This is a genomic window from Kribbella sp. NPDC050470, assembly GCF_044458365.1.
Classification (GTDB): domain Bacteria; phylum Actinomycetota; class Actinomycetes; order Propionibacteriales; family Kribbellaceae; genus Kribbella.
On the sequence record NZ_JBITHV010000009.1, the window covers coordinates 376,162 to 399,848 of the forward strand.

The following is a 23,687-nucleotide window of genomic DNA, read 5'->3' on the forward strand; positions in this document are numbered from 1 at the left end:
GTGGTTGGGTTGGGGAGTGATTCGGGAGCGGACCGACGCGGATCTCGCGAGCTGTGCCGAGATTCTGCGGGAGGTGCATGTGGCCGCCGGTTATCCGGTCAACTGGCCAACGGACCCGACCCACTGGCTGACACCGCCGGGCATGCTCGGCGCCTGGGTGATCACCACCGACGACGGCCGCGTGGCGGGCCATGTCGTGCTGACCGCGGACGCGTCCGGCGGCGCGCTGGTGGAGCGGTTGTTCGTGGACCCGAAGGCCACCGGCGGCGGGTTGGGCCGCCGACTGCTCGACCACGCCCTCGCGGTCGCTGACCGGCCCGTCACCCTGGAAGTCGCCGACAACTGCCACGCCGCGATCGCCCTCTACCAACGCTCCGGCTGGCGCGAGACCGGCCGCAGTCCCGTCGACTGGGGCGGCGACCACGCGTCCGCCGTACTCCACTTCGAACCGCCGAACTGACTACGCTCCCAGGATGGACCTGACGGCATCCGCGCTGGTCGACGAGTTACGGTCGCAGGCTCGGCCGGCCGAGCATCCGCAGAAGCACTACCACGGTTCGGCCGCTGTTCTCGGCGTCCGGATGGGGACGCTGTTCGGGATCGCCAAGCGCTACACCGCGTTGCCGTTGAGCGAGGTCGACCGGCTGCTCGACGTCCCGGAGTACGAACCGCGCCTGGCGGCGTTCTGCGTGCTCGACTTCAAGGCCAGGAAGGCGAAACTGCCGGCCGACGAACGTCGCGGCTGTTACGAGCTGTACCTCGGCCGGCACGACCGGATCGACACCTGGGACATGGTCGACCGGGCCGCCCCACGCGTCGTCGGCAGCTATTTGCTCGACAAGCCACGTACGCCGTTGTTCGAGCTGGCCCGATCGGCCGATCCGCTGCGCCGGCGTACCGCGATGACGGCGCCGCTCGCCTTCACAGGATCCGGTGATCCCGATGCGCTCGCCGACCTCTTCGCCCTGGCGGAACTGTTGGTCGACGACACCGACCCGGTCGTGTCCAAGCCCGTCGGCATCGCCCTCAAGTACGCCGGCGTCGCCGACGAGCTCGCTCTCCGCGCCTTTCTCGACCGGCATGCTGCCCGGATGCCACGCCCGGCCCTGCGCTACGCCGTGGAGAAACTCGACCCGTCCGACCGCCAGTCCTACCTGACCCGCGGGTAGTGACAGATCGTGACCAAAAACCTGGTGCGATCACGAATTGCCACTAGGCAAGAGAAGATGAGCGCCGTACCATCTTTCAGGCTGACCGGTCCAACACGAGGGGGCGAGGGGTGACCGAGGTCCAAGTACCGCACACCCACGACCGGGTCGAGCTCAGGGATCTTGCCGCGCTTGCGAGCGAAGGCGACCGGACAGCTCTCAACGACCTGTTGACAAGGGTGCGCGCCGTGGCTCACCGCTATGTGCGGTCCCGGCTCTGGACGTACCCCGGCGGCGCCGACATGGTCGACGACGTCGCACAAGAAGTCTGTGTCGCGGTGTTCGGCGCGCTGAGCCGGTACCGTGATGAGGGGAGGCCTTTCGAGGCTTTCGTCTACGGCATCGCGGCCCGCAAGGTCGCCGATGCCCAGCGTGCGTTCGCGGTGGCCGACGTCTCGACGCCGGACCTGCCGGACGGCGCGGACGAGTCACCGACGCCGGAGGAGCACGCAGTCCGGCACTCGGAGGTCCAGCACATCATGGGCCTGCTGGACAAGTTGCCGGAGAAGTTGCGGGAGATCCTGCGGCTCCGGGTGGTAGCGGGGATGTCAGCCGAGGAGACCGGCCGGGCACTGGGGATGACACCGGGGGCGGTGAGGGTCGCACAGCATCGAGCGTTGAACACGCTCAGGGGGTTTGTGGGGCATGAGGCACAGCTGGAACGAGGAGCAGGGGAGGGGAATCATGGCTGACCGTTTCGACCTTGACGCGATCGACGCCGATGACGCGCTTCTCGACCTGCTGGCCGCTGGTGGGGAGTCCGCGCGTACCGCGGGAGAGCATGACCCGGCCGTCAAGCTGCTGGCCGAGCTACGGCTCGCGGTAGAGGTCGAGGACGAGCTCCCGGTGGAGACGATCGACGACCCGGAGAGCTTCCTGGCGCGCTGCGCGACGCTGAACCCGGTGACGGACCCGTTCGCCCGCAAGGTGGCGACGCGTGGTCTGGCGCTCGGGGTCGCCGCGGTGGCCGCGCTGTCGGTCTCCGGTGTTGCCGCGGCCGTCACTGGTGATCCGCTGTCGCCGTACGAGAAGGTCATCGAGAAGATGGTCGACGCGGTCCGTCCGCAGACCAGCTTCCCGAAGGAGCAGCTCGACGGAATGCCGGTGGTCGACAAGACGAAGATCGTCAAGGTCGCCAAGGACTTCCAGAAGAAGCAGGAAGAGCGTCGCGACGCCGAGCAGAAGGCCGCCGACAAGGTCGCGCCGACACCGCCGGCCACGGCCGTGCACGCCCTGCCTGAGGTGCTCCAGCGGGTCGTGCCCGAGCAGAACCCGACCGTTATCTCGGTCCCGCCGACCAAGCCGGTCGAGACGACCAAGCCGGCCGACACCGGGAACACGGAGGAGAAGCCGGCCGACGAGCCGACGACCGAGCCGTCGACGGAGCCGACCACCGAGCCGAGCACGGAGCCGACGACCGAGCCGAGCACGCCGCCGTCGACCGACCCGACGACGCCGACGACCGAGCCGACCTCGGAACCGACGACGACGCCGAGCACGCCGCCGAACAACGAGGAGACGGGCGAGACCGGGAACAACCCGGTCACCGACCCGACGACGACGCCGACCACGGTGCCGAGCAACGACACGGGGTCGGAGCAGGGCTCCTCGGACGAGGGCTCGGATTCCGGTGACACCCAGCCGGCTGAGGACCCCGGTGCGGACCAGAAGGAGCCGCCGACCGACGGGCCGCTGGAAGAGCTCACCGAGATCATCAAGGAGGTCCTGCCGGACGTCCTGCCGACACCGACCGGTGCGCCGGTCGAGGTGTCGAGCGCGGAGGAGTTCTTCGGGTCGCAGACGTCGGCGAAGCACTCCAGCGGCCAGCTTGCGACCGGCTCGGTCAAGAAGACCTACGCCAAGGGCAAGCACTCCAGCGGCACGTACGCCGAGGGCAAGCACGCCGCCATCGCCCGCGCTCACGGCTCCACCGAGTCGACCGAGGTCCTTCAGATCCTGGACGTCGTCAACACACCGACCACCCGCTGACACTGTCCGCCCGGCCCGCCACGGCCGGGCGGATTCACGGGTGGTCCGGGCGCCACGTCGTAGCGGGTGTGTACGGCGGGTGACGGCCGCCTGTGGATGGCGGATTCGGGGGTTGGGTGCGGGCGGCATAGGATGGTGTCCCGTTCTCGCCGTGCAAAGGTGCCTGCTTTCCCTATGGACATCACACCCGCTGGAGTTCCCGACAAGTTCGCCGTCCTCGGTCTCACCTTCGACGACGTGCTGCTGCAGCCCAACGAGTCCGACGTCATCCCCTCCGAGGCCAGCACCCGGTCCCGGGTGAGCCGCAACGTCGAGGTCAACATCCCGCTGCTGTCCAGCGCGATGGACACCGTCACCGAGGCCCGGATGGCGATCGCCATGGCCCGGCAGGGCGGTCTCGGCGTCCTGCACCGCAACCTCTCGATCGAGGACCAGGCCCAGCAGGTCGACCTGGTCAAGCGCTCCGAGTCCGGCATGATCGCGCAGCCGATCACCATCGGCCCGGACGCCAGCATCGGCGAGGCCGACGCGCTCTGCGGCCAGTACCGGATCTCCGGTGTGCCGGTGGTCGACGACGCCGGCGTCCTGGTCGGCATCGTCACCAACCGCGACATGCGGTTCGAGAACGACCTGACCCGGCCGGTGCACGAGGTGATGACCAAGCAGCCGCTGATCACCGGCAAGCAGGGCATCTCCGCCGACGACGCGATGGCGCTGCTCAGCCGGCACAAGGTGGAGAAGCTCCCGCTGGTCGACGACGCGGGCAAGCTGACCGGCCTGATCACGCTGAAGGACTTCGTGAAGCGGGACAAGTTCCCGCTGTCCACCAAGGACTCGACCGGCCGGCTGATGGTCGGCGCCGCGATCGGCTTCTTCGGCGAGGCGTACAAGCGCGCCATGACCCTGGTCGAGGCCGGTGTCGACGTGCTGGTCGTGGACACCGCGCACGGTCACTCCCAGGCCCAGCTCGAGATCATCCGCAGGCTCAAGGCCGACCCGGCCACCCGCGGCGTGGACGTGATCGGCGGCAACATCGGCACCCGCGCCGGCGCCCAGGCGCTGGTCGAGGCCGGCGCGGACGGCGTCAAGGTGGGCGTCGGCCCGGGCTCGATCTGTACGACGCGAGTCGTGTCCGGCGTCGGCGTACCGCAGGTCACCGCGATCTACGAGGCGTCGCTGGCCTGCAAGCCGGCCGGTGTCCCGGTGATCGGCGACGGCGGCCTGCAGTACTCCGGTGACATCGCCAAGGCCCTCGTGGCCGGCGCCGACACGGTCATGCTGGGTTCGCTGCTGGCCGGTTGCGAGGAGTCGCCGGGCGACCTGGTGTTCATCAACGGCAAGCAGTTCAAGGCGTACCGCGGGATGGGTTCGCTCGGCGCGATGTCGTCGGCCGGCGGGCTGCGCAAGTCGTACTCCAAGGACCGCTACTTCCAGAGCGACGTCGGCACCGACGAGAAGCTGATCGCCGAGGGCGTCGAGGGCCAGGTCCCGTACCGCGGCCCGCTGTCCGCCGTCGCCCACCAGCTGATCGGCGGCCTGCGCCAGTCGATGTTCTACTGCGGCTCCCGCACCGTCCCCGAGCTCCAGGACAAGGGCCGCTTCGTCCGCATCACCTCAGCCGGCCTGCAGGAGTCCCACCCCCACGACATCCAAATGACCGTAGAAGCCCCCAACTACTCCGGCCGCTGACCCCGAACCACCCCCGCGGAATCGCGGGGTCCTGCTGAATGTCGGGTTGATGTCTGAGACGGCAGATTCGTTCGTGCGGAGGCTCCTCGCGGCGTTCCCCAGACCAGGTGAGCGGCGCGCCGAGATCGAGGGGCTGCTGGGGCCGAGGCTCCGCGCCGAATTTCGGCAGCGACACAACTGACCCAGGCCCGCGGGCAGTGTGTCCACCAGCGGATGCGCGCGCCGGGCGCGCGAGGGGCTACCGGTAGATTGTCGGTATGAGTGAGATTGAGATCGGGCGGGCGAAGCGGGGGCGGCAGGCGTTCGCGTTTGACGACATCGCGATCGTGCCGTCGCGGCGGACGCGGGACCCCGAGGAGGTCTCGGTGGCCTGGCAGATCGACGCCTACCGGTTCGAGCTGCCGATCCTGGCCGCGCCGATGGACTCGGTGATGTCGCCGGCCACCGCGATCGCGATCGGGAAGGCCGGCGGTCTCGGTGTGCTCAACCTCGAAGGCCTGTGGACCCGGTACGAGGACCCGTCGAACCTGCTGGAGGAGATCACCTCCCTCGGCAAGGAGCAGGCGACGCACCGGCTGCAGGAGATCTACTCCGCGCCGATCAAGCCCGAGCTGATCTCGCAGCGGGTCCAGGAGATCCGCGACTCCGGCGTCACCGTGGCCGGCGCGCTCTCGCCCCAGCGGACCAAGCAGTTCGCGAAGCACGTCGTGGACGCAGGCGTCGACCTGTTCGTCATCCGCGGTACGACGGTCTCGGCCGAGCACGTGTCGGGCCAGGCCGAGCCGCTCAACCTCAAGCAGTTCATCTACGACCTCGACGTACCGGTGATCGTCGGTGGGTGCGCGACGCACCAGGCCGCGCTGCACCTGATGCGGACCGGTGCGGCCGGCGTGCTGGTCGGGTTCGGCGGCGGCGCGGCGCACACGACCCGCAAGGTGCTCGGGGTCGCGGTGCCGATGGCGTCCGCGGTGGCCGACGTGGCCGCGGCGCGGCGGGACTACATGGACGAGTCCGGCGGCCGGTACGTGCACGTGATCGCGGACGGCTCGGTCGGCCGGTCCGGCGATGTGGCGAAGGCGATCGCCTGCGGCGCCGACGCGGTGATGGTCGGTTCGCCGCTGGCTCGGGCGAGCGACGCGCCGGGCGGAGGATTCCACTGGGGCGCCGAGGCCTGGCACGCCGATCTGCCCCGCGGCGAGCGGGTCGAGGTCGGTGTCACCGGCACGCTCGAGCAGATCCTGTTCGGCCCGTCCTGGGTGCCGGACGGCACGATGAACCTGGTCGGCGCCCTCAAGCGCGCGATGGCCACCACCGGCTACACGGAGCTCAAGGAGTTCCAGCGAGTCGAGGTCGTCGTAGGTTGACCACGGGCGTCCTGCTCCTGCACGGATCCAGTGGTACGCCGGATCTGGAGCGGGCCCGGATCCTTGAGGCCGAGGGGTACGACGTCCACGCGCCGCGATGGTTCGACGCCACGATCAGCGAGATCCCGCTCGAGTCGTTTCCACTCGACGAGCTCAAGCAGCGCAATGACCGGATCGTGGTCATGGGCGTGTCCCGCGGCGCCGAAGCGGCCCTGCTGCTCGGCGCCCTCGACGAACACGTCGACGCGGTGATCGCACTCGCCCCCACCGCATACGTCTGGGCCTGGAACGACGCCGGCCACCAGACGTCGGCCTGGACCTGGCAGGGCGAACCCCTGCCGTTCGTCCCGCTCGACCTGACCTGGCAACCGGACGACGACCCACCCAGCTTCACCCCCTGGTACCGCCAGAGTCTGAAGAAGTACGACGGACACGCCGCCCGGATCCCGGTGGAGCGGATCCGCGGCGAGGTCCTGCTCGTAGCCGGCGGTGACGACCGGGTCTGGCCGTCGGTGCAGTTCGCGGAGCAGATCAGCCTGGCGCGCGAGGCTCGCCCCACCCGGACGGTGGTCGCGGCGAGGGCCGGGCATCGGGTGATCCTGCCCGGGGAGACGCCCAAGAGCGGCGGGCAGCGGATGGCCCGAGGGGGAACCGAGCAGGCGGATCGGGAGCTCGGCGAGCTGGTCTGGCCGCAGCTCCTGCGCACCCTCGCCGGATGAACCGGAGCGACCTGCGTCGAGTCCTCGCGGCTTGAGCAGTTCTGAAAGGATGGCGGCATGGGACTGTTCAGCCGACGGAGCAACCAGGACGCCGACAACGTCGCCCTCGCCGCCGCGCGGGCCAGGCTCACCCCTGACGACGTGGACCAAGTGCGGTTCCTGCTCACCACCAAGAAGTCGGTGCACGCGGTCAAACTGGTCCGGGACCGGACCGGCCTGGACCTGAAGAACGCCAAGGGCCTCGTCGACGACATCCGGCTCGGGCGCTACGTCTCACCGGTCACCGACACCCCGGTCGTCCGCGTGCCCGGCACGAACCTGGCGGAGCGCACCCGTGCCCTCAAGGCGCAGGGCGAGCTCCACCAGGCCACCGCCCTGGTCGTCTCCGAGACGGGGATGACCGAGGCCGAGGCCGGCCTGTTCGTCGGCGCTCTGAAGACGGACCTACCGGACTAGCCCTTCACGTACGACAGCTTCTCGGCGATCTTGCCGTCGCGCAGGCGCAGTACGTCGACGCCGCGGACGTGACCGCGCTCGCCGGACGATTCCCGCCACGAGTACGTCCAGCGGACGAAACCCCGGTCACCCTGCACGAAGGTTTCCTCGGTCTCGAACCGCGGGTCGTCCGTGTTCGCGAAGAGCTTCTCCCACACGGCCCGAACGGCGGCCGCGCCCTCGAACCGTTCGCCGTCCGGCGCGGGTGAGGTGGACTCGAAGACACAGTCGTCGGTGACGAGCGCCATCACGCCATCGATGTCCTGCCGGTCGAAAGCAGCTCCGAAGCGGGTGACGACGGTGTCCGTCGTCGACCAGTTCGGGTCGCGGCCGAAGGCGCCGATGAGCTGGTCGGCCGGGTCCGTGAAGCCGTCGACGGAAGCGGCGACCATGCCGGCCGAGCGATAGAGTTCAGCCCGCTCCGCGAACCAGGTCGCGACCTCGTCCACCAGGTCCGGATCCATCCGTGGGTCCACCCCGATCGCGGCGGCCAGGTCCCACCCGTGCACGAGGTGGTCGGCCGCTAGCTGCCGCAGGTACTCGGACGCGTCCTCGTCGCCGTACGAGAGATGGACCTTCTCGATCGGCTGGTCCGCGGCGCCCTGAGCGGCCCGGGCGGCCGCCGTCGCGGCGGACACCGGGTCGTCGCCGAGCAGATCGCCGTCCAAGGTGGCGCCGACCTCCGCGATGGTCTTTCCTTCCATCAGCGGCACGGTCCAGCGTTCCTCACCGACGACGTGATTCACCAGGTCACGAACGTTCCAGTCCGAGCAGGGCGTCGGAGCCGTCCACTGGTCGGGTCGCACCTGGTTGACCAGCAGGGCGAAGTTGTCGACCGTTCGATTGTGCAGTTGCACTACATGCATGTTCGTTCCCCCTCTCAAGCGCCAGCGTCCGCCTGGCGAGGGGAAGCGTCAATTACCCGGAGGTTACCGGCCGAGTTGGAGCTGCTGGGCGGCCTCGTGGGCGTGCTGGGACGCCATCACGTCTCCGGTCGCCGCGAGCAGGTCGCCGTGGTGCCGGTAGCAGGAGCCGGCGAGGTCCTTCATCACGGCGTCGTCGTCCGTGAACGGGATCAGCGCGGTCGCGACCTCCGCACACCAGCCGCCGAGGTCCAGGGCGAGGTCCGTCCGGCCGGCCTGGTAGTACGCCTCGGAGATGGCGAGCAGCAGCTGCGCCCAGATCGGCGCGTAGGTGCTGGTCTCGTACCGCATCCGGTGCGACTCCCGCTCGGACGAGATCGCGAACAGGTAGTGCGCCTCCATGCCCAGCGTGAGCGCGGTGTCCACGTCCTGCATCAGCAGCGGGCGGACCAGTTCGCTCAGCTCGGTCGCGCGTACGGCGGCCGACTCCGGGTCGGTGCGACCTGACACTGTCGCCAGCGTCATCCCGGGCGCGGGCTCACTCAGCGCCACCAGCCGGTGGTACTGCTCGAACGGGCCGAGCTTGATCTCCGCGTTCTCGAGCGCCGCGACCAGAGTCAGCGGCAGACCGCGGTCCAGCTCCTCGGTGACCCGTTGAGCGGTCTCCGCGTCGGTGTCGAACGCCGTCCGCAGGCAGGTCTCGCCTTCTATGATCCGGCCGACGACGCCGAGGTGCTTGCCCTTCCGGGTGAGCGCGGCGACCAGCGTGCGCATGTCGGTCGCCGACTCCGAGTCCGCGAGCGTGTCGGCCGTGCTCAGGCCGACCTCGTCCGCCTCCAGCGCCAGGTCGAGCCGTCCCTCGGCAGCGTGTACGTCAGCCGACACCGCGGTCGCCGTACACAGGTAGCGCGCGTAGGACAGCGACTGCGGGCTCTCGTTGATCTGGTCTGCGAGCTGCAGGAACAGCTGCGTCGCCGCGTCGGCGGACGCGACTGCCAGGGCGGGGTCGCCGTACCGCCGCAGGATCAGCGCGTTCATCGCCAGCACCCGGGCGAAGTCCGGCTGGTGCTTCAGCCCGTCCTTGCCGCCGACGAGCTGGCCGTACGCGATCACCGCGCCGTCCATCTCCAGTACGGCGGTCGCGCCGTGACCGCGGTGGGCCTGGGTCATCGCCCGCCGGGCGCGAACGTCGGCCAGGAAGGAGGTGGCGTCGAGGACGCCGGCGTCGCTGAGCTCGGTGTAGCCGAGCTGGGCCTCGTGCAGCGCGGCAAGCGCTTCCTCGTGCCGTCCGGACGCGTTCAGCGAGCCGGCCAGCTCGTACTGCGTCGCGGCCATCAGGTGCTTGGCCTCGTAGTGATTCGGGTGCCCCTCGGCGCGCTCCCGGGCCAGCTCGATCACGCGTTGCTGGTACGGCCCGGCCTCGTCGGCCCGGCCTTCCTCGATCAGCACCTGTGCGGTCTGCAGAGCCTCAGCGAGCTCGTCCTCAGGAGGCGTCCACAGCCCCCCGCTGTCCACCATCTCGACGTTCCACCCCTTCGCAGGTTCAGCCGTTCAGCTTAGTGGTCTGCCGGGTGGAACGCTGAGGCCTGACACGGCCGATTTCCGGTACTGACATGGGTATTACCGGCAGGTAGCCTGGTTACATGAGCGAGCGTAGCGAGCGAATCAAAGGCAGAGCAGCGTTTTCGCTCATTCCGGAGCCGAGCGCCAGCGAGGTGGAGGAATGAGCGAGCAGACCTCGATTCCTGCGGATCCCGAGCTCGACCCGACCGCGTCGTACGCGACCGATCAGTCGGTCGTCCGCCGCCTGTCGGGGCTGCTTCGCGCCTCGGCCGGGGTGCGGACGTCGCACGCGCCGGCCACCGGTCAGCCGATCGCCACGCTGCCGGTGTCCAGCCCGGACGACGTGGTCGCGGCGGTCCGATCCGCGCGCCGGACCCAGCAGACCTGGAAGCGGGTGCCGCTGGCCGAGCGCGCGGCGATCCTGCTGCGGTACCACGACCTGGTCCTGGACCACCGGCACGAGCTCGTGGACCTGGTGATCCTCGAGTCGGGCAAGGCGCGCAAGCAGGCCTTCGAGGAGGTCGCGCACGTCGCCCTCACTGCTCGCTACTACGCCCGCAAGGCCGCCGAGCTGCTCGAGCCGCAGCGCAAGCTGGGCATGTTCCCGATCCTGACCCGGGCCGAGCAGCGGTTCGTGCCGAAGGGCGTCGTCGGCATCATCTCGCCCTGGAACTACCCCCTCAGCATGGCGATGTCCGACGGCCTACCGGCTGTGCTCGCGGGCAACGCCGTCGTCCACAAGCCCGACAGCCAGACCCCGCTGACCGCGCTCCGGGCGATCGAGCTGCTGTACGACGCCGGCCTGCCACGTGAGGTCTGGCAGCCGGTGAACGGCGATGGCCCGACTGTGGGCGGCGCGATCATCCAGAAAGCCGACTACATCTGCTTCACCGGCTCGACCAAGACCGGCCGGCTGGTCGCGAAGCAGGCTGGTGAGCGGCTGATCGGCTGCAGCCTGGAGCTCGGTGGCAAGAACCCGATGCTCGTACTGCGGGATGCCGACATCAACCGGGCCGCGGAAGGCGCCGTACGGGCGTGCTTCTCGAGTGCCGGCCAATTATGCGTCTCGATGGAGCGGCTGTACGTCGCCGACCAGGTGTACGACGCGTTCGTGACCGCGTTCATCGACCGGGTGCAGAAGCTCCGGATCTCCGCAGGGACCGGCTGGGACGTCGACATGGGCTCGCTGATCTCGAAGGCGCAGCTGGAGACCGTGACCCGGCACGTCGACGACGCTCGCGCCAAGGGCGCCGTCGTACTCGCGGGTGGCAAGGCCCGGCCCGACATCGGCCCGCTGTTCTACGAGCCGACCGTGCTGTCCGGGGTGACACCGGAGATGGAGTGCTTCGACAACGAGACGTTCGGGCCGGTGGTGTCGATCTACCGGTTCTCCGACGAGTCCGAGGCGATCCAGCGCGCGAACGAGGGCGAGTACGGGCTGAACGCGAGCGTCTGGACCCGGGACGGCCGGCGCGGCCGGGCGGTCGCGGCCCAACTGGTGGCCGGCACGGTCAACGTGAACGAGGCGTACGGCGCGACGTTCGGCTCGATCGACACCCCGATGGGCGGGATGCGGGCGTCCGGTCTCGGCCGCCGCCAGGGCGCCGAGGGCATCCGCCGGTACGTCGACCCGCAGGCGATCGCCACCCAGCGGGTGCTCCCGATCGCCGCCTCGCACGGCATCTCCGACGAGGCGTACGCCGAGTTCATGACCGGCGCCCTCCGAGTGCTGAAGAAACTGGGCCGCCCATGAAATTGGACTATGACGTTGTCGTCATCGGGTCCGGGTTCGGCGGCAGCGTCAGCGCGTTGCGGCTCACCGAGAAGGGCTACAAGGTCGCCGTACTCGAGGCTGGGGCACGGTTCGAGGACGCCGGGTTCGCGAAGAACTCGTGGGACAAGAGCCGGTTCCTGTTTGCGCCGAAGCTCGGCTGGTACGGCATCCAGCGGATCAGCGCGCTGCGGGACGTGATCATCCTGTCCGGCGCCGGGGTCGGCGGCGGCAGCCTGGTCTACGCGAACACCCTGTACGAGCCGCTGCCTGCGTTCTACACCGACCGCCAGTGGGCGCACATCACCGACTGGAAGTCCGAGCTCGCGCCGTACTACGACCAGGCCAAGCGGATGCTCGGCGTCACGACGTACCCGCACTTCACGCCGGCCGACGAGGTGATGAAGCAGGTCGCCGACGACATGGGCGTGGGCGAGACCTTCCACCCGACCCCGGTCGGCGTCTTCTTCGGCAAGCCCGGCGTCGAGGTCGACGACCCGTACTTCGGTGGCGCCGGACCGCGTCGTACCGGCTGCATCGACTGCGGCGAGTGCATGACGGGCTGCCGGCACAACGCGAAGAACACGCTGACCAAGAACTACCTCTACCTGGCCGAGAAGGCCGGCGCCACGGTCTTCCCGATGACCACGGTCACCTCGGTCGAGCCGCTGCCGAACGGCGGGTACGCCGTCGACACCCGCCGTACCTCGAACCGCAAGATCACGCGCCGGTTCACCGCCCAGCAGGTCGTGTTCGCCGCGTCCGCCCTGGGTACGGCGAAACTCCTGCACCGGCTCCGGGACGAGGGCAAACTGCCGCGACTGTCCGACCGGCTCGGCGTGCTGACCCGGACCAACTCCGAGTCGCTGCTCGGGGCGATCGCCAGGGACCGCGATATCGACTACAGCCGCGGAGTCGCGATCACCTCGTCATTCCACCCCGACGACATCACCCACATCGAGCCGGTCCGGTACGGCAAGGGCAGCAACGCGATGTCGCTGCTGCAGACCGTGCTGACCGACGGGGATGGGGACCGGCCGCGGTGGCGGACCTGGGTGCGTGAGCTCGGCGTGCAGCGGAAGAACATTCGCCGGCTGTACGACCTGAAGCACTGGTCCGAGCGGACCGTGATCGCGCTGGTGATGCAGACCGCGGACAACTCGATCACCACCTTCGGGAAGCGGGACCGGTTCGGCCGCTGGCGGCTGTCGTCGAAGCAGGGACACGGTGCCCCGAACCCGCCCTGGATCCCGGTCGCGAACCAGGTGGTCCGGCGGATGGCGAAGCTGATGAACGGCACGCCGGGCGGCACCATCGGCGAGCCGTTCAACGTGCCGATGACGGCCCACTTCATCGGCGGCTGCGCGATCGGCGACTCGCCCGAGACCGGCGTGGTCGATCCGTACCACCGGGTCTACGGGTACGACGGCCTGCACATCCTGGACGGGTCGACGATCTCGGCGAACCTCGGGGTGAACCCGTCGCTGACGATCACCGCGCAGGCCGAGCGGGCGCTCTCGTTCTGGCCGAACAAGGGGGAGAACGACGTCCGGCCGCCGGTCGGATCGGCGTACCGGCGGGTGCAACCGGTGAAGCCGGGGCATCCCGTCGTACCGGCCGATGCGCCGGGGGCGCTGCGGCTCCCGATCATTCCGAAGCCGTCTGTGACGAAGTCGTAACACAACGACAATAGTTCACCCGCTGTCAGGTGAAATGAAGAAACCTCAGCAAACCCGTGAGGCTGCTGAGGCTGGTGGGAATTGCCAAAAGCTCCGGAAAAGGGAGCAGGTCCCTCGGGAACGTTTCCGCCCAAATCGTTTCCCGAGGGACCCACTCAAGCCGGGGTGAGGCGCCCGGCGCTTTGGGATCGGGTCACCAACCACAGCTGGCGACCCGAGCTCTTGGTCACTACCTTACATCCGATTCCCGGAGTTTCGAGGTTTTGCGAGTGGTTGTGACCACTCTGCGTGCCGATCGTAATGATCAGCTTTTCGTCGCTCCTTGTAACCGGGTGGCGGTCTTCCTTGCGGTAACCGCCTCTGCACACATCAACGAGCCCGTCTACGGGGGGTTACGAGGTTCCGCAGAAAATCCCGGAAAGTTTTGCCGGGGCTGCGGAGAGTTGCTGCGACGCCTCGGTCGCACGTGTTCCACGTGACGCCCCTCGCAGCCCTCCAGCCATGGGCTGACTTACTGTGGGCCGACCGTCAGATGAGGCAGGAGAACGATGAGCGACATCCTCGAGGTGGCCCGGGAGCAGGTTCTGGAGCAGGGCGTCGGCCTTTCCCAGGAACAGCTGGTCGAGGTCCTGCAATCACCCGACGACCAGTTGGCCGACCTGCTCGCGCTCGCGCACGGGGTGCGGGTGAAATGGTGCGGCGAGGAGGTCGAGGTCGAGGGGATCATCTCGCTCAAGACAGGCGGTTGCCCGGAGGACTGCCACTTCTGCTCCCAGTCCGGTCAGTTCACCTCGCCGGTGCGCTCGGTCTGGCTGAACATCCCCGAGCTGGTCGAGGCCGCCAAGGAGACCGCGAAGACCGGGGCGACGGAGTTCTGCATCGTGGCCGCGGTCCGCGGTCCGGACCAGCGGCTGATGTCGCAGGTGAAGGCCGGCATCGAGGCGATCAACGCCGAGGTCGACATCAACATCGCCTGCTCGCTCGGCATGCTCACCCAGGAGCAGGTCACCGAGCTCAAGGCGATGGGCGTGCACCGCTACAACCACAACCTCGAGTCGGCCCGCTCGTACTTCGGCGACGTCGTCACCACGCACTCCTTCGAGGAGCGCTGGGACACCTGCCTGATGGTCAAGGAGTCCGGCATGGAGCTGTGCTGCGGCGGCCTGGTCGGGATGGGGGAGACCCTCGAGCAGCGCGCCGAGCTGGCCGCGCAGCTGGCCGAGCTGGACCCGCACGAGGTGCCGCTGAACTTCCTCAACCCGCGGCCGGGGACGCCGTTCGGCGACCTCGAGATCATGGACGGCAAGGACGCGCTGCGCACGATCGCCGCGTTCCGGCTCGCGATGCCCCGGACGGTGCTCCGGTACGCCGGCGGCCGCGAGCTGACCCTGGGCGACCTGGGCACCCGCGACGGTCTGCTCGGCGGCATCAACGCCGTGATCGTCGGCAACTACCTGACCACCCTCGGCCGCCCGGCGACCGCGGACCTCGACCTGCTGGCCGAGCTGAAGATGCCGGTCAAGGAACTTCAGAAGACGCTGTGACCACGCTCGTCTACTGCGGCCACTGCGGCCGCGAGTTGGCCGACGGCAGTCACGAGGACTGCCGTCGGGCCCTGGCTCTGGAGCCGCCCCGCTACTGCGCCGAGTGCCGTCGCCGGATGATCGTCCAAGTCCATCCGATGGGCTGGTCGGCCCGCTGCTCAGTGCACGGAGAGCTAACAGACCGCGTGCGGACGGATCAGGACGGAAGGTGAGCGTGGTGGGCGGCGAGTGGTGGCAACGGGATGCGGAACGGCTGTGGCATCCGTACTCCTCGCTGAGCGATCCGTCCCCGGTCCGGCTGGTCCGCGGCGCCGCTGGCGTCCGGCTGCGGCTGGACGACGAGGCCGGCGGCACGGTCGAGGCGATCGACGCGATGGCGTCCTGGTGGTGCATGATCCACGGCTACCGCAACCCGGTGCTGGACGCCGCGGTGAAGAGCCAGGTGGACGACTTCAGCCACGTGATGTTCGGCGGACTGACCCACGAGCCCGCGATCCGGCTGGCCGAGCGGCTGGTCGAGATCAGTCCGGACCCGCTGCAGCACGTGTTCTTCTGCGACTCGGGCTCGGTGTCGGTCGAGGTCGCGATCAAGCTCGCCCTGCAGTACCAGGTTGCCCGGGGCAACAACGGGCGAACCCGGATGCTGACCGTCCGCGGCGGGTACCACGGCGACACGTTCGCGCCGATGAGTGTCTGCGACCCGGTGAACGGGATGCACTCGCTGTTCACCGGGGCCCTGAAGGAGCAGGTGTTCGGCCCGCGGCCACCGGCCGGGTTCGACCGGCCGGACGACGATCCCGAGCTCCGGGCCTGGGCCGCCGCCCTGACCGCGCTCGCGGACGAGCATGCGGGAGAGATCGCCGCGATCGTCGTCGAGCCGGTCCTGCAGGGCGCGGGTGGGATGTACCCATCCAGCCCGGCCTGCCTGCGGGTGCTGCGTGACCTCGCTGATCGTCACGGGTTCCTGCTGATCCTGGACGAGATCGCCACTGGCTTCGGCCGGACCGGGACTCTGTTCGCGTCCGAGCACGCGGGGATCGATCCCGACATCCTCTGCGTCGGCAAGGCGCTGACCGGCGGGTACCTCTCGCTGGCCGCGACCTTGTGTACGACGGACGTCGCGCACACCGTGTCCGACGGTCCAGGTGGTGCGCTGATGCACGGCCCGACTTTCATGGCGAACCCGTTGGCGTGCGCGGTCGCGCTTGCTTCGATCGACCTGCTGCTGTCGCAGGACTGGGCCGGCCGGATCGCCGGGATTTCTGCGGGTCTGTCGGCTGGTCTGGCTCCGGCGGCGTCGCTGCCGGGGGTCAAGGACGTCCGCGTGATCGGTGCGGTCGGCGTCGTACAACTGGATGGTCCGGTCGACATGAAGCGGATGACGGACGCCGTACTCCGGCGGGGCGTGTGGGTGCGGCCGTTCCGCGACCTTGTCTACACGATGCCGCCGTACGTCTGCACCGCCGAGGAGATCGCGACGATTACCTCGGCGATCACCGGTGCTGTGGAGGAGGTCGGCTGATGCTCGAGTCGTGGCTCGCGCCCAAGGCGGCTGCTCTGGAGTCGCGGGGCCTCACCCGCCGGCTCCGCGCTCGGTCTGCTGGTGATGACCTGATCGACCTTGCGGGCAACGACTACCTCGGCCTGTCGCGCGACCCGCGTGTCGTCTCCGCCGCCGCCGAGGCCTTGCAGACTTGGGGAACCGGCGCGACAGCGTCCCGCCTCGTCACCGGTACGACGGCCCTGCACGAGGAGCTTGAGTCGGCGCTCGCCGCGTACGTCGGTCAGGAGTCTGGCTTGGCGTTTTCCTCCGGCTACCTCGCCAACCTCGGCGTCGTCACCGCCCTTGGTGGGCCTGGCACTGTGCTGGTGTCCGACGAACACGTCCACGCCTCACTGGTGGATGCCTGCCGTCTCTCACGGTCGCGGGTCGAGGTCGTCCCGCACAACGACGTGGATGCCGTCGAGAAGGTTCTTGCCGAGCGCAACGAACCGCATGCGCTGGTGATGACCGAGTCCGTGTTCAGCGTGTTGAGCGACGAGGCGCCGATGGCCTCGCTTGCCGCCGTTGCTCAGGCGCACGACGCCGTACTCCTGGTCGACGAAGCCCACGGTCTGGGCGTCACCGGCGGGGGGCGTGGTTCGGTTGCGGCGGCGGGGCTGGCGGGTCTCGACCACGTGATCGTCACCATGACGTTGTCCAAGTCCTTGGCCTCGCAAGGCGGCGCTGTCCTGGGACCGTCGGTGCTGCGCGAGCACCTGGTCAACCGGGCGCGGCCGTTCATCTATGACACCGGGCTCAATCCGGCCGCCTGCGCTGCTGCTCTGGCCGCGCTCCAGGTGTTGCAGGCCGAGCCGGGGCGTCCCGAGGCCATCCACCGTGCGACGGCGCAACTCGCGGCAGCCTGCAACGTTCCGCCACCGTCCGGCGCGGTCGTCTCCGTTCCGATGCCCGGACCACGCGAGACGGTCCAAGCCGCCGAACTCTGCTTGTCCGCAGGTGTGCGGGTCGGCAGTTTCCGCCCGCCGTCCGTTCCCGACGGCGTCTCGCGCCTGCGCCTGACCGCCAACGCGGGTTTGACCTCGGCCGACCTGGACCGCGCGTGCACCGTCGTGCTCGACGCGATCGGCCGGTTCACATGATCACGATCATCACCGGCACCGACACCGGCGTCGGCAAAACCATCGCCACCGCCGCCCTGGCCACACGCGCCGCCCTCGCCGGCTCGGTCGCAATCGTCAAACCCGCCCAAACCGGAGTCACCCCCGAAGAACCAGGCGACCTCGACGAAATCCGCCGCCTAACCGCGCAGCCCACCCCGGCCACCTTCCACGAAGCTGCCCCCCGCGCCGCCCAGCCCACCTCTGCCACCGTCCGCGAAGGTGTCTCCGGCGCCGCGCAGGGTGGCGCGGCCGCCTTCCGCGAAGGCGCCTCCGGCGCCGCGCGGGGCGGCGCGACCGGCTTTGACGACGGCGGGCGGCTTGCCGCTCCGGCCGGCTTGATCACCTTCCACGAGGGCGTTCGCCTGCGGGACCCGCTCGCGCCGACGACAGCCGCGCGCCGGGAAGGCGTCCTCCTGCCGACCGTCGAAGAGCACGCCAAGCTGATCGACGACCTGGCGGCGACACACGACACCGTTCTGGTCGAAGGCGCCGGTGGTCTGCTGGTCGGCCTCGATGCAGAAGGCCGTGGCCTTGCCGACCTCGCCGAGCATCTGACGACGCCCTTCGGGTTTGTCGTGGTCACGCGCTCCGGGTTGGGCACGCTCAACCACACCGGCCTCACCGTCGAGGCGCTGCGCCGCCGCAACCTTCCGATCGATGGGCTGATCATCGGCTCCTGGCCGACCGAGCCTGACCTCGCCGAGCAGTGCAACCTCGAGGATCTGCCGACGACGACCGGCGTACCGGTGATCGCGCGCATCCCAGCCGGAGCCAGTGCAACGGACGGGTTTGCAAGCGCCGCCCCGGGCTGGTTCGCGTGACCGGTTGCCCTGCTCGGTACGACGAGGAGCTCGGGTACTGGGTGGTCGACGACCCAACGCTCGCCCGTGAGGTGCTGCTGGATCCGGACACGTTCCGCCCGGACAACGCCGTAGTCGCGCACACACCGCTGTCGGTGAAGGCGCTGCGGGTCCTGTCGGCGGCCGGGTTCGCACTCCCGCCGACGCTCGCGAACAACGCGGGCGAGTCCCACCGCCCGATCCGCGCAGCCGTAGCCCGCTTCTTCAGCCCGGCCCGAGTCGCAGCCATCGAGCCCCTGACCCGCTCCCTCGTATCGACCCGGGTCACCTCCGCCATGTCCGCGCTGGAGGCCGGTCAGCAAGTCGACCTGGTCGAATCCATCGCCGCCGAGCCTCCGGCCCTGGTACTCCTCCACATGCTCGGTCTGCGCGACGTCGACGTACCGTCGCTCAAGTCCTGGAGCCAAGACTCCCTGGAGCTCTTCTGGGGCCGGCCGGACGAGGACCGTCAATTGGAGCTCGCCCACACCGCGGCTGAGTTCTACACCTGGCTCCGCACCCGCACGACAACCGCCCGGCGAACCCCGGCCGACGACCTCTTCGCCGTACTGGTCGCCCTCGGCCTCACCGACGAGGAAGTCTGCGCCGTCGCCTACTTCCTCCTGATCGCAGGCCAGGAAACCACCACCCAATTGATCTCGACCGCCTTCCAGCGGTGTCTCGGAAGGTCTTTCGCGCCCGCCGAAGCGGTGGAGGAGGTGTTGCGGGAGGCTTCCTCGGTGCCTACGTGGCGGCGGGTCGCGGCGCGGGCTGCTGTGATCGGCGAGGTGGAGGTGCCTGCCGGCGCGCCCGTTCTGCTCGGGCTGACCGGCCACGGTGGGCCTGCCGATCTCGCCTTCGGAGTCGGGATTCACCGGTGTCTCGGCGCCGGCCTAGCTCGCCTCGAGGCGCGGGTAGCGCTGGAGTGTGCGGCCGACCTGCTGACCGCCGTACAACTCGTGGAAGAGCCCCCGATGATCGACCTGCTGTCCTTCAGAGCACCGAAGCGACTTCGGGTCGTAACGCGGAGCAATACGGCCGACAACTGACGGCGATAGCGTCCCGCAGGTGAGCTCCCCACCTCGCCGCCGAGTGCGCCTGTGGTTCGGCCCCCACCTCATCGCCGACTACATCGGCGACCCCGCCTCCGCCGCCCGCCACGAAGCCGCCCTCCGCCGCCGCTTCCCCGACCTCCACCTCACCAACGACCCCCTCCGAACGCCGGATTACGGCCCTGCTGAGGTGCACCGATAGGCTTTGCGGGTGAGCGAGCATGAGTTGGTACTGGTCGTCGACTTCGGGGCGCAGTACGCGCAGCTGATCGCGCGCCGGGTCCGCGAGGCCAAGGTGTACTCCGAGATCGTGCCGCACTCGATGCCGGTCGAGGAGATGCTGGCCCGGAACCCGAAGGCGATCATCCTGTCCGGCGGACCGCAGTCGGTCTACGCCGAGGGTGCGCCGCGGGTCGACTCCGGGCTGTTCGACGCCGGGGTGCCTGCGTTCGGGATCTGCTACGGGTTCCAGGCGATGGCGCAGACGCTCGGCGGCGAGGTCCGCCGGACCGGTCTGCGCGAGTTCGGCCGGACCCCGGTGACTGTGGGCTCGGCGGGCACGCTGCTGGCCGGGATCCCCGAGGACCTCAACGTGTGGATGTCCCACGGTGACGCGGTTCACGCCCCGCCGGCCGGCTTCGCCGTACTGGCTGCGTCCGAGGGCGCGCCCGTCGCGGCGTTCGAGGACCTGGAGCGGCAGCTCGCCGGCGTGCAGTGGCACCCGGAGGTGCTGCACTCGCAGGCCGGGCAGGCCGTGCTCGAACACTTCCTGTACGACATCGCCGGCTGCAACGGCGACTGGACCACCACGAACGTCGTGGACGAGCAGGTCGAGCTGATCCGCCGGCAGGTCGGCGACAAGCAGGTGCTGTGCGCGCTGTCCGGCGGCGTCGACTCCGCGGTCGCGGCGGCCCTGGTGCACAAGGCGATCGGCGACCAGCTCACCTGCGTGTACGTCGACCACGGTCTGCAGCGCGCCGGTGAGTCGGACCAGATCGAGAAGGATTTCGTCGCCGCGACCGGGATCCGGCTCGAGGTGGTCGACGCGGAGGACCAGTTCCTCGGCGCGCTCGCCGGTGTGACCGACCCGGAGCAGAAGCGGAAGATCGTCGGCCGCGAGTTCATCCGGACCTTCGAGGCGACCGCCCGCAAGGTGGACGCCGAGCGGCACATCGAGTTCCTCGTCCAGGGCACGCTGTACCCGGACGTGGTCGAGTCCGGCGGCGGTGCCGGCGCCGCGAACATCAAGTCGCACCACAACGTCGGCGGCCTGCCCGATGACCTGCAGTTCAGCCTGATCGAGCCGCTGCGCACCCTGTTCAAGGACGAGGTTCGCGAGCTCGGCCTGGCCGTCGGACTGCCGGAGGCGATGGTCTACCGGCACCCGTTCCCGGGCCCGGGCCTGAGCATCCGCATCATCGGCGAGGTCACCAAGGACCGCCTCGACATCCTCCGCGCCGCCGACCTGATCGCCCGCACCGAGCTCACCGCGGCCGGCCTGGACCGCGACATCTGGCAGTTCCCGGTCGTCCTGCTGGCCGACGTCCGCTCGGTCGGCGTCCAGGGCGACGGTCGCACCTACGGCCACCCGGTCGTCCTCCGCCCGGTCACCAGCGAAGACGCCATGACCGCCGACTGGGCCCGTCTCCCGTACGACGTCCTCGAACGCATCTCCACCCGCATCACCAACGAGGTCGACGAAATCAACCGGGTCACCCTCGACATCACCAGCAAACCCCCAGGCACCATCGAGTGGGAGTAACCGCGTAGCCCACCCACCCGCCACGCCCGCTCCTCGGTCGCGGGCGCTCGCCGGGCGCTCCCACCCGCCCCTCTGGGTGCGGCTGCCCGTCGACCACCCACGTGAATCCGCTGACCGCACTCACCCACCGCCGCCGCTACGCGGACTCCTCCGCCGCCGCTACGCGGACTCCTCCGCCGCCGCTACGCGGACTCCTCCGCCGCCGCTACGCGGACTCCTCCGCCGCCGCTACGCGCCTGCTGAACCGCATCCCCCGAACGGATCTGGAGCTGGCGCGGCGGTCGCCCGATGACGGAAGCTCGCTGGGTGCTGACGGGCGGTTCACCCGGCGGTGGTTCGCCGAGTTGTGGATTTCTGTTGTAGTTCCGCTCGCTGAAGCACCGAAATCGACGACTCGGCAAACGTCGGGTCAGAAGAGGGTTTGTTGGGTTGGGTCGGGGGTTTGGTGGGGGAGGGGGGCGGGGCGGTGGGTGCCTCGGGGGTGGCGGACGGGGTTGCGGTGTGGGGGTGGGCGGAAGCGGGCTGCGGTTGGGCCGGGCGGGGTGTCGGTGGAGGCGGGGATCGGGTCGGAGCGGTGGTGGGAGGCTCGGCCGAAGCCGTGTTTGTCCAGGAGGGGGTGGATTTTGGACTGGAAGGCGGTGAGGTAGCTGGGGGCGGCGTTGGGGCCGTGGGCGTAGAGGGAGGTGTAGCGGGGGACCAGGTCGGGGCGGGTTTGGGAGAGCCAGGTCATGAACCATTCCTTGGCGCCTGGGCGGAGGTGCAGGACGAGTGGGGTGACGCCGGTGGCGCCGGCCTCGGCCAACATCCCCAGGAGCGAGTCCAGGTGCTCGGTCGAGTCGGTGAGCCAGGGGAGGACGGGCGCGACCATGACGCCGCAGGGGAGGTTGGCGTTGCGTACGGCGCGGATCAGGTCGAGGCGGCCGCGGACGGACGGGGCGCCGGGGTCGACGAGTTTGCGGAGGTCCTCGTCGGCCAAGGCCAGGGAGACGCCGATGCCGACGGAGACCTCGGACGCGGCCGCGGACAGCAGGTCGAGGTCGCGGCGCAGCAGCGTGCCCTTGGTCAGCACGGACAGCGGCGTCCCCGAGCCGGCCAGCGCCTCGATGATCCCCGGCATCAGCCGGTAGCGGCCCTCGGCCCGCTGGTAGGGATCGGTATTGGTGCCCAGGGCAACCTGTTCGCCGCGCCAGGAGGGGCGGGCGAGCTCGCGGCGGAGGACGTCCACCACGTTCGTCTTGACCACGATCTGCTGGTCGAAGTCGGCGCCCTCGTCGAGTTCCAGGTAGCGGTGGGTCGGCCGGGCGAAGCAGTAGCGGCAGGCGTGCGTGCAGCCGCGGTACGGGTTGATCGTCCAGTTGAACGGCAGCGACGTCCCCGGCACCGAGTTCAGCGCCGAGCGCGCCAGCACCTCGTGGAAGGTGACGCCGCGGAACTCCGGCGTGGTCACCGACCGGACCAGGCCCGCGATCGACCCGAGCCCCGGCAACGTCCCCGGAGTCTCCGCGTCGACCTGCTGACCAGCCCATCTCATGCACCACAGTCGAACATATGTTCCCCGGATCTTCAAGTCGGCCATGTGCATACCGAGGCTATTCCCGTATATCCTACGAAAATAGCCAGCAGGGGAGGATGCACATGACGATCCTGGTGACCGGCGCGACGGGCAGCGTGGGCCGGCTCCTCGTCGACGAGCTCGTGGCGGCAGATGCGCCGGTGCGAGCACTCACCAACAACCCCAAGAAGGCCGCGCTCCCGCAAACCGTCGAGGTCGCGAAGGGCTACCTGGGCAAGCCGGAGACCCTCCCGGCCGCACTGCACGGCGTCGACACCGTCTACCTCGCACCACTTCCGGCGTACGTCGACGACTTCGTGACTGCGGCGCAACAGGCCGGCGTACGGCGGGTCGTCGTACTGTCCGGTGAGCCCGCGGAGTACGAAGCGCAAGGGGATCCGGCGGAGTGGCACTACTACAAGGTCGAGCGTGCGATCGAGCAGGGCGGCTTCGAGTGGACGCACCTGCGGCCGGGCCAGTTCATGAACAACACCATCGACTGGGCCGCGTCGATCAAGGCGGACAACGTCGTACGCGCGCCCTACCCGGCGGCGGTCCAGACGCCGATCGACCTCAAGGACATCGCCGCCGTCGCCAGGGTCGTGATCAAAACCGAGAGCTACACAGGCCAGAAGCTCACCATGAGCGGACCGGAAGGGCTGACCGCACCACAGCAGGTCGAGTGCATCTCCCAGGCGCTCGGCCGCGAGGTGAAGTTCGAGGAGCAGTCGCCCGAGGAGTACATGGCCGTCTGGACGCCGATCGTGGGCACTGAGACCGCACAGTGGTTGCTCGACGGCTTCCGCATGATGGCTGAGCACCCGATGACTCCAGAGCCGACAGTGCAGCAGTTGACGGGCCGCCCGGCGACGACCTATCGCGAGTGGGCGGTAGCCAACGCCGAGGCCTTCCGCTGACGCATGGGACGCTGTGC

Annotated in this window: 22 protein-coding genes; 18 read left to right on the plus strand and 4 right to left on the minus strand. The window is 69.5% G+C overall.

Annotation, left to right across the window (positions count from 1 at the left end; translation table 11 throughout):
- The first annotated feature begins 16 nt into the window (after nucleotides 1-16).
- The 8 genes from ACIBGM_RS28630 (at nucleotide 17) to ACIBGM_RS28665 (ending at nucleotide 7,425) form a co-directional block, all read left to right on the plus strand.
- Entirely contained in the window at nucleotides 17-460 is a 444-nt protein-coding gene (locus ACIBGM_RS28630) for a GNAT family N-acetyltransferase (protein ID WP_396387262.1), read from the plus strand.
- 13 nt (nucleotides 461-473) lie between these two features.
- Nucleotides 474-1,169 carry a DNA alkylation repair protein gene (locus ACIBGM_RS28635; RefSeq protein WP_396387263.1) on the plus strand — a complete coding sequence of 232 codons (696 nt, stop codon included), beginning with the start codon at nucleotides 474-476 and terminating at the stop codon, nucleotides 1,167-1,169.
- A 110-nt stretch (nucleotides 1,170-1,279) separates the two neighbouring features.
- Complete coding sequence (gene shbA / locus ACIBGM_RS28640; RefSeq protein WP_360530661.1) at nucleotides 1,280-1,900, plus strand: RNA polymerase sigma factor ShbA; 621 nt, start codon at nucleotides 1,280-1,282, stop codon at nucleotides 1,898-1,900.
- Complete coding sequence (locus ACIBGM_RS28645; protein WP_396387264.1) at nucleotides 1,893-3,197, plus strand: hypothetical protein; 1,305 nt, start codon at nucleotides 1,893-1,895, stop codon at nucleotides 3,195-3,197. The genes shbA and ACIBGM_RS28645 overlap by 8 nt, the downstream gene beginning before the upstream one ends.
- A 174-nt stretch (nucleotides 3,198-3,371) precedes the next feature.
- The gene (gene guaB, locus ACIBGM_RS28650) at nucleotides 3,372-4,886 is read left to right on the plus strand and encodes an IMP dehydrogenase (RefSeq protein ID WP_360530667.1); all 1,515 of its coding nucleotides are present in this window, start codon (nucleotides 3,372-3,374) and stop codon (nucleotides 4,884-4,886) included.
- 257 nt (nucleotides 4,887-5,143) lie between these two features.
- Nucleotides 5,144-6,250 carry a GuaB3 family IMP dehydrogenase-related protein gene (locus ACIBGM_RS28655; protein ID WP_360530673.1) on the plus strand — a complete coding sequence of 369 codons (1,107 nt, stop codon included), beginning with the start codon at nucleotides 5,144-5,146 and terminating at the stop codon, nucleotides 6,248-6,250.
- Nucleotides 6,247-6,969: an acyl-CoA thioester hydrolase/BAAT C-terminal domain-containing protein gene (locus tag ACIBGM_RS28660; protein ID WP_396387265.1), complete on the plus strand. Its 723-nt coding sequence runs from the start codon at nucleotides 6,247-6,249 to the stop codon at nucleotides 6,967-6,969. The genes ACIBGM_RS28655 and ACIBGM_RS28660 overlap by 4 nt, the downstream gene beginning before the upstream one ends.
- A gap of 57 nt (nucleotides 6,970-7,026) precedes the next feature.
- A complete protein-coding gene (locus ACIBGM_RS28665) occupies nucleotides 7,027-7,425 on the plus strand; it encodes a hypothetical protein (RefSeq protein WP_396387266.1) in 399 nt (132 codons plus the stop codon).
- Here ACIBGM_RS28665 and ACIBGM_RS28670 read toward each other — a convergent pair.
- Both ACIBGM_RS28670 and ACIBGM_RS28675 read right to left on the minus strand, forming a co-directional pair.
- Entirely contained in the window at nucleotides 7,422-8,330 is a 909-nt protein-coding gene (locus ACIBGM_RS28670) for a TIGR03086 family metal-binding protein (protein WP_396387267.1), read from the minus strand. The two genes, ACIBGM_RS28665 and ACIBGM_RS28670, sit on opposite strands and share 4 nt — an antisense overlap.
- Before the next feature lie 63 nt (nucleotides 8,331-8,393).
- Entirely contained in the window at nucleotides 8,394-9,845 is a 1,452-nt protein-coding gene (locus tag ACIBGM_RS28675) for a hypothetical protein (RefSeq protein WP_396387268.1), read from the minus strand.
- Nucleotides 9,846-10,050: 205 nt separating this feature from the next.
- On the opposite strand from ACIBGM_RS28675, the gene ACIBGM_RS28680 reads away from it, so the two are divergent.
- The 3 genes from ACIBGM_RS28680 to bioB all read left to right on the plus strand — a co-directional run bounded on the left by ACIBGM_RS28680 (nucleotide 10,051) and on the right by bioB (nucleotide 14,884).
- Entirely contained in the window at nucleotides 10,051-11,643 is a 1,593-nt protein-coding gene (locus ACIBGM_RS28680) for a succinic semialdehyde dehydrogenase (protein ID WP_396387269.1), read from the plus strand.
- The gene (locus tag ACIBGM_RS28685; protein ID WP_396387270.1) at nucleotides 11,640-13,340 is read left to right on the plus strand and encodes a GMC oxidoreductase; all 1,701 of its coding nucleotides are present in this window, start codon (nucleotides 11,640-11,642) and stop codon (nucleotides 13,338-13,340) included. The genes ACIBGM_RS28680 and ACIBGM_RS28685 overlap by 4 nt, the downstream gene beginning before the upstream one ends.
- A gap of 548 nt (nucleotides 13,341-13,888) precedes the next feature.
- Nucleotides 13,889-14,884, plus strand: a complete 996-nt coding sequence (gene bioB / locus ACIBGM_RS28690) for a biotin synthase BioB (RefSeq protein WP_396387271.1) — start codon at nucleotides 13,889-13,891, stop codon at nucleotides 14,882-14,884.
- On the opposite strand, the gene ACIBGM_RS28695 is transcribed toward bioB, so the two are convergent.
- Entirely contained in the window at nucleotides 14,869-15,018 is a 150-nt protein-coding gene (locus tag ACIBGM_RS28695) for a hypothetical protein (protein ID WP_396387272.1), read from the minus strand. The genes bioB and ACIBGM_RS28695 overlap by 16 nt on opposite strands.
- A gap of 74 nt (nucleotides 15,019-15,092) precedes the next feature.
- Between ACIBGM_RS28695 and ACIBGM_RS28700 the strand changes: the two genes are divergently transcribed.
- From ACIBGM_RS28700 to guaA, 6 genes are read left to right on the plus strand one after another with little or no spacing between them, the layout of a single operon-like run.
- Nucleotides 15,093-16,406: an adenosylmethionine--8-amino-7-oxononanoate transaminase gene (locus tag ACIBGM_RS28700; protein ID WP_396387273.1), complete on the plus strand. Its 1,314-nt coding sequence runs from the start codon at nucleotides 15,093-15,095 to the stop codon at nucleotides 16,404-16,406.
- Nucleotides 16,406-17,527, plus strand: a complete 1,122-nt coding sequence (locus ACIBGM_RS28705) for an 8-amino-7-oxononanoate synthase (protein ID WP_396387274.1) — start codon at nucleotides 16,406-16,408, stop codon at nucleotides 17,525-17,527. Before ACIBGM_RS28700 ends, ACIBGM_RS28705 begins: the two co-directional genes overlap by 1 nt.
- Complete coding sequence (gene bioD, locus ACIBGM_RS28710) at nucleotides 17,524-18,369, plus strand: ATP-dependent dethiobiotin synthetase BioD (protein WP_396387275.1); 846 nt, start codon at nucleotides 17,524-17,526, stop codon at nucleotides 18,367-18,369. Before ACIBGM_RS28705 ends, bioD begins: the two co-directional genes overlap by 4 nt.
- Entirely contained in the window at nucleotides 18,366-19,436 is a 1,071-nt protein-coding gene (locus ACIBGM_RS28715) for a hypothetical protein (protein ID WP_396387276.1), read from the plus strand. The genes bioD and ACIBGM_RS28715 overlap by 4 nt, the downstream gene beginning before the upstream one ends.
- A 19-nt stretch (nucleotides 19,437-19,455) precedes the next feature.
- Complete coding sequence (locus ACIBGM_RS28720; RefSeq protein ID WP_396387277.1) at nucleotides 19,456-19,641, plus strand: hypothetical protein; 186 nt, start codon at nucleotides 19,456-19,458, stop codon at nucleotides 19,639-19,641.
- Nucleotides 19,642-19,650: 9 nt separating this feature from the next.
- On the plus strand, nucleotides 19,651-21,201 hold the full coding sequence (gene guaA / locus ACIBGM_RS28725; protein ID WP_396387278.1) for a glutamine-hydrolyzing GMP synthase: 1,551 nt from the start codon (nucleotides 19,651-19,653) through the stop codon (nucleotides 21,199-21,201).
- A gap of 409 nt (nucleotides 21,202-21,610) precedes the next feature.
- Here guaA and ACIBGM_RS28730 read toward each other — a convergent pair whose 3' ends face one another.
- The gene (locus tag ACIBGM_RS28730) at nucleotides 21,611-22,732 is read right to left on the minus strand and encodes an Rv2578c family radical SAM protein (protein ID WP_396387279.1); all 1,122 of its coding nucleotides are present in this window, start codon (nucleotides 22,730-22,732) and stop codon (nucleotides 21,611-21,613) included.
- Between the two features lie 104 nt (nucleotides 22,733-22,836).
- On the opposite strand from ACIBGM_RS28730, the gene ACIBGM_RS28735 reads away from it, so the two are divergent.
- A complete protein-coding gene (locus ACIBGM_RS28735; protein WP_396387280.1) occupies nucleotides 22,837-23,670 on the plus strand; it encodes an NmrA family NAD(P)-binding protein in 834 nt (277 codons plus the stop codon).
- The last annotated feature ends 17 nt before the right edge of the window (nucleotides 23,671-23,687 follow it).

What these genes read in the sequence shown, in the direction of transcription:
- ACIBGM_RS28635 (WP_396387263.1), top strand. Translation starts at nt 474, where the DNA reads ATGGACCTGACGGCATCCGCGCTGGTCGACGAGTTACGGTCGCAGGCT.
- ACIBGM_RS28645 (WP_396387264.1), top strand. Translation starts at nt 1,893, where the DNA reads ATGGCTGACCGTTTCGACCTTGACGCGATCGACGCCGATGACGCGCTT.
- guaB (WP_360530667.1), top strand. Translation starts at nt 3,372, where the DNA reads ATGGACATCACACCCGCTGGAGTTCCCGACAAGTTCGCCGTCCTCGGT.
- ACIBGM_RS28655 (WP_360530673.1), top strand. Translation starts at nt 5,144, where the DNA reads ATGAGTGAGATTGAGATCGGGCGGGCGAAGCGGGGGCGGCAGGCGTTC.
- ACIBGM_RS28665 (WP_396387266.1), top strand. Translation starts at nt 7,027, where the DNA reads ATGGGACTGTTCAGCCGACGGAGCAACCAGGACGCCGACAACGTCGCC.
- ACIBGM_RS28670 (WP_396387267.1), bottom strand. Translation starts at nt 8,330, where the DNA reads ATGCATGTAGTGCAACTGCACAATCGAACGGTCGACAACTTCGCCCTG.
- ACIBGM_RS28675 (WP_396387268.1), bottom strand. Translation starts at nt 9,845, where the DNA reads ATGGTGGACAGCGGGGGGCTGTGGACGCCTCCTGAGGACGAGCTCGCT.
- ACIBGM_RS28680 (WP_396387269.1), top strand. Translation starts at nt 10,051, where the DNA reads ATGAGCGAGCAGACCTCGATTCCTGCGGATCCCGAGCTCGACCCGACC.
- ACIBGM_RS28685 (WP_396387270.1), top strand. Translation starts at nt 11,640, where the DNA reads ATGAAATTGGACTATGACGTTGTCGTCATCGGGTCCGGGTTCGGCGGC.
- bioB (WP_396387271.1), top strand. Translation starts at nt 13,889, where the DNA reads ATGAGCGACATCCTCGAGGTGGCCCGGGAGCAGGTTCTGGAGCAGGGC.
- ACIBGM_RS28695 (WP_396387272.1), bottom strand. Translation starts at nt 15,018, where the DNA reads ATGGACTTGGACGATCATCCGGCGACGGCACTCGGCGCAGTAGCGGGG.
- ACIBGM_RS28705 (WP_396387274.1), top strand. Translation starts at nt 16,406, where the DNA reads ATGCTCGAGTCGTGGCTCGCGCCCAAGGCGGCTGCTCTGGAGTCGCGG.
- bioD (WP_396387275.1), top strand. Translation starts at nt 17,524, where the DNA reads ATGATCACGATCATCACCGGCACCGACACCGGCGTCGGCAAAACCATC.
- ACIBGM_RS28730 (WP_396387279.1), bottom strand. Translation starts at nt 22,732, where the DNA reads ATGAGATGGGCTGGTCAGCAGGTCGACGCGGAGACTCCGGGGACGTTG.
- ACIBGM_RS28735 (WP_396387280.1), top strand. Translation starts at nt 22,837, where the DNA reads ATGACGATCCTGGTGACCGGCGCGACGGGCAGCGTGGGCCGGCTCCTC.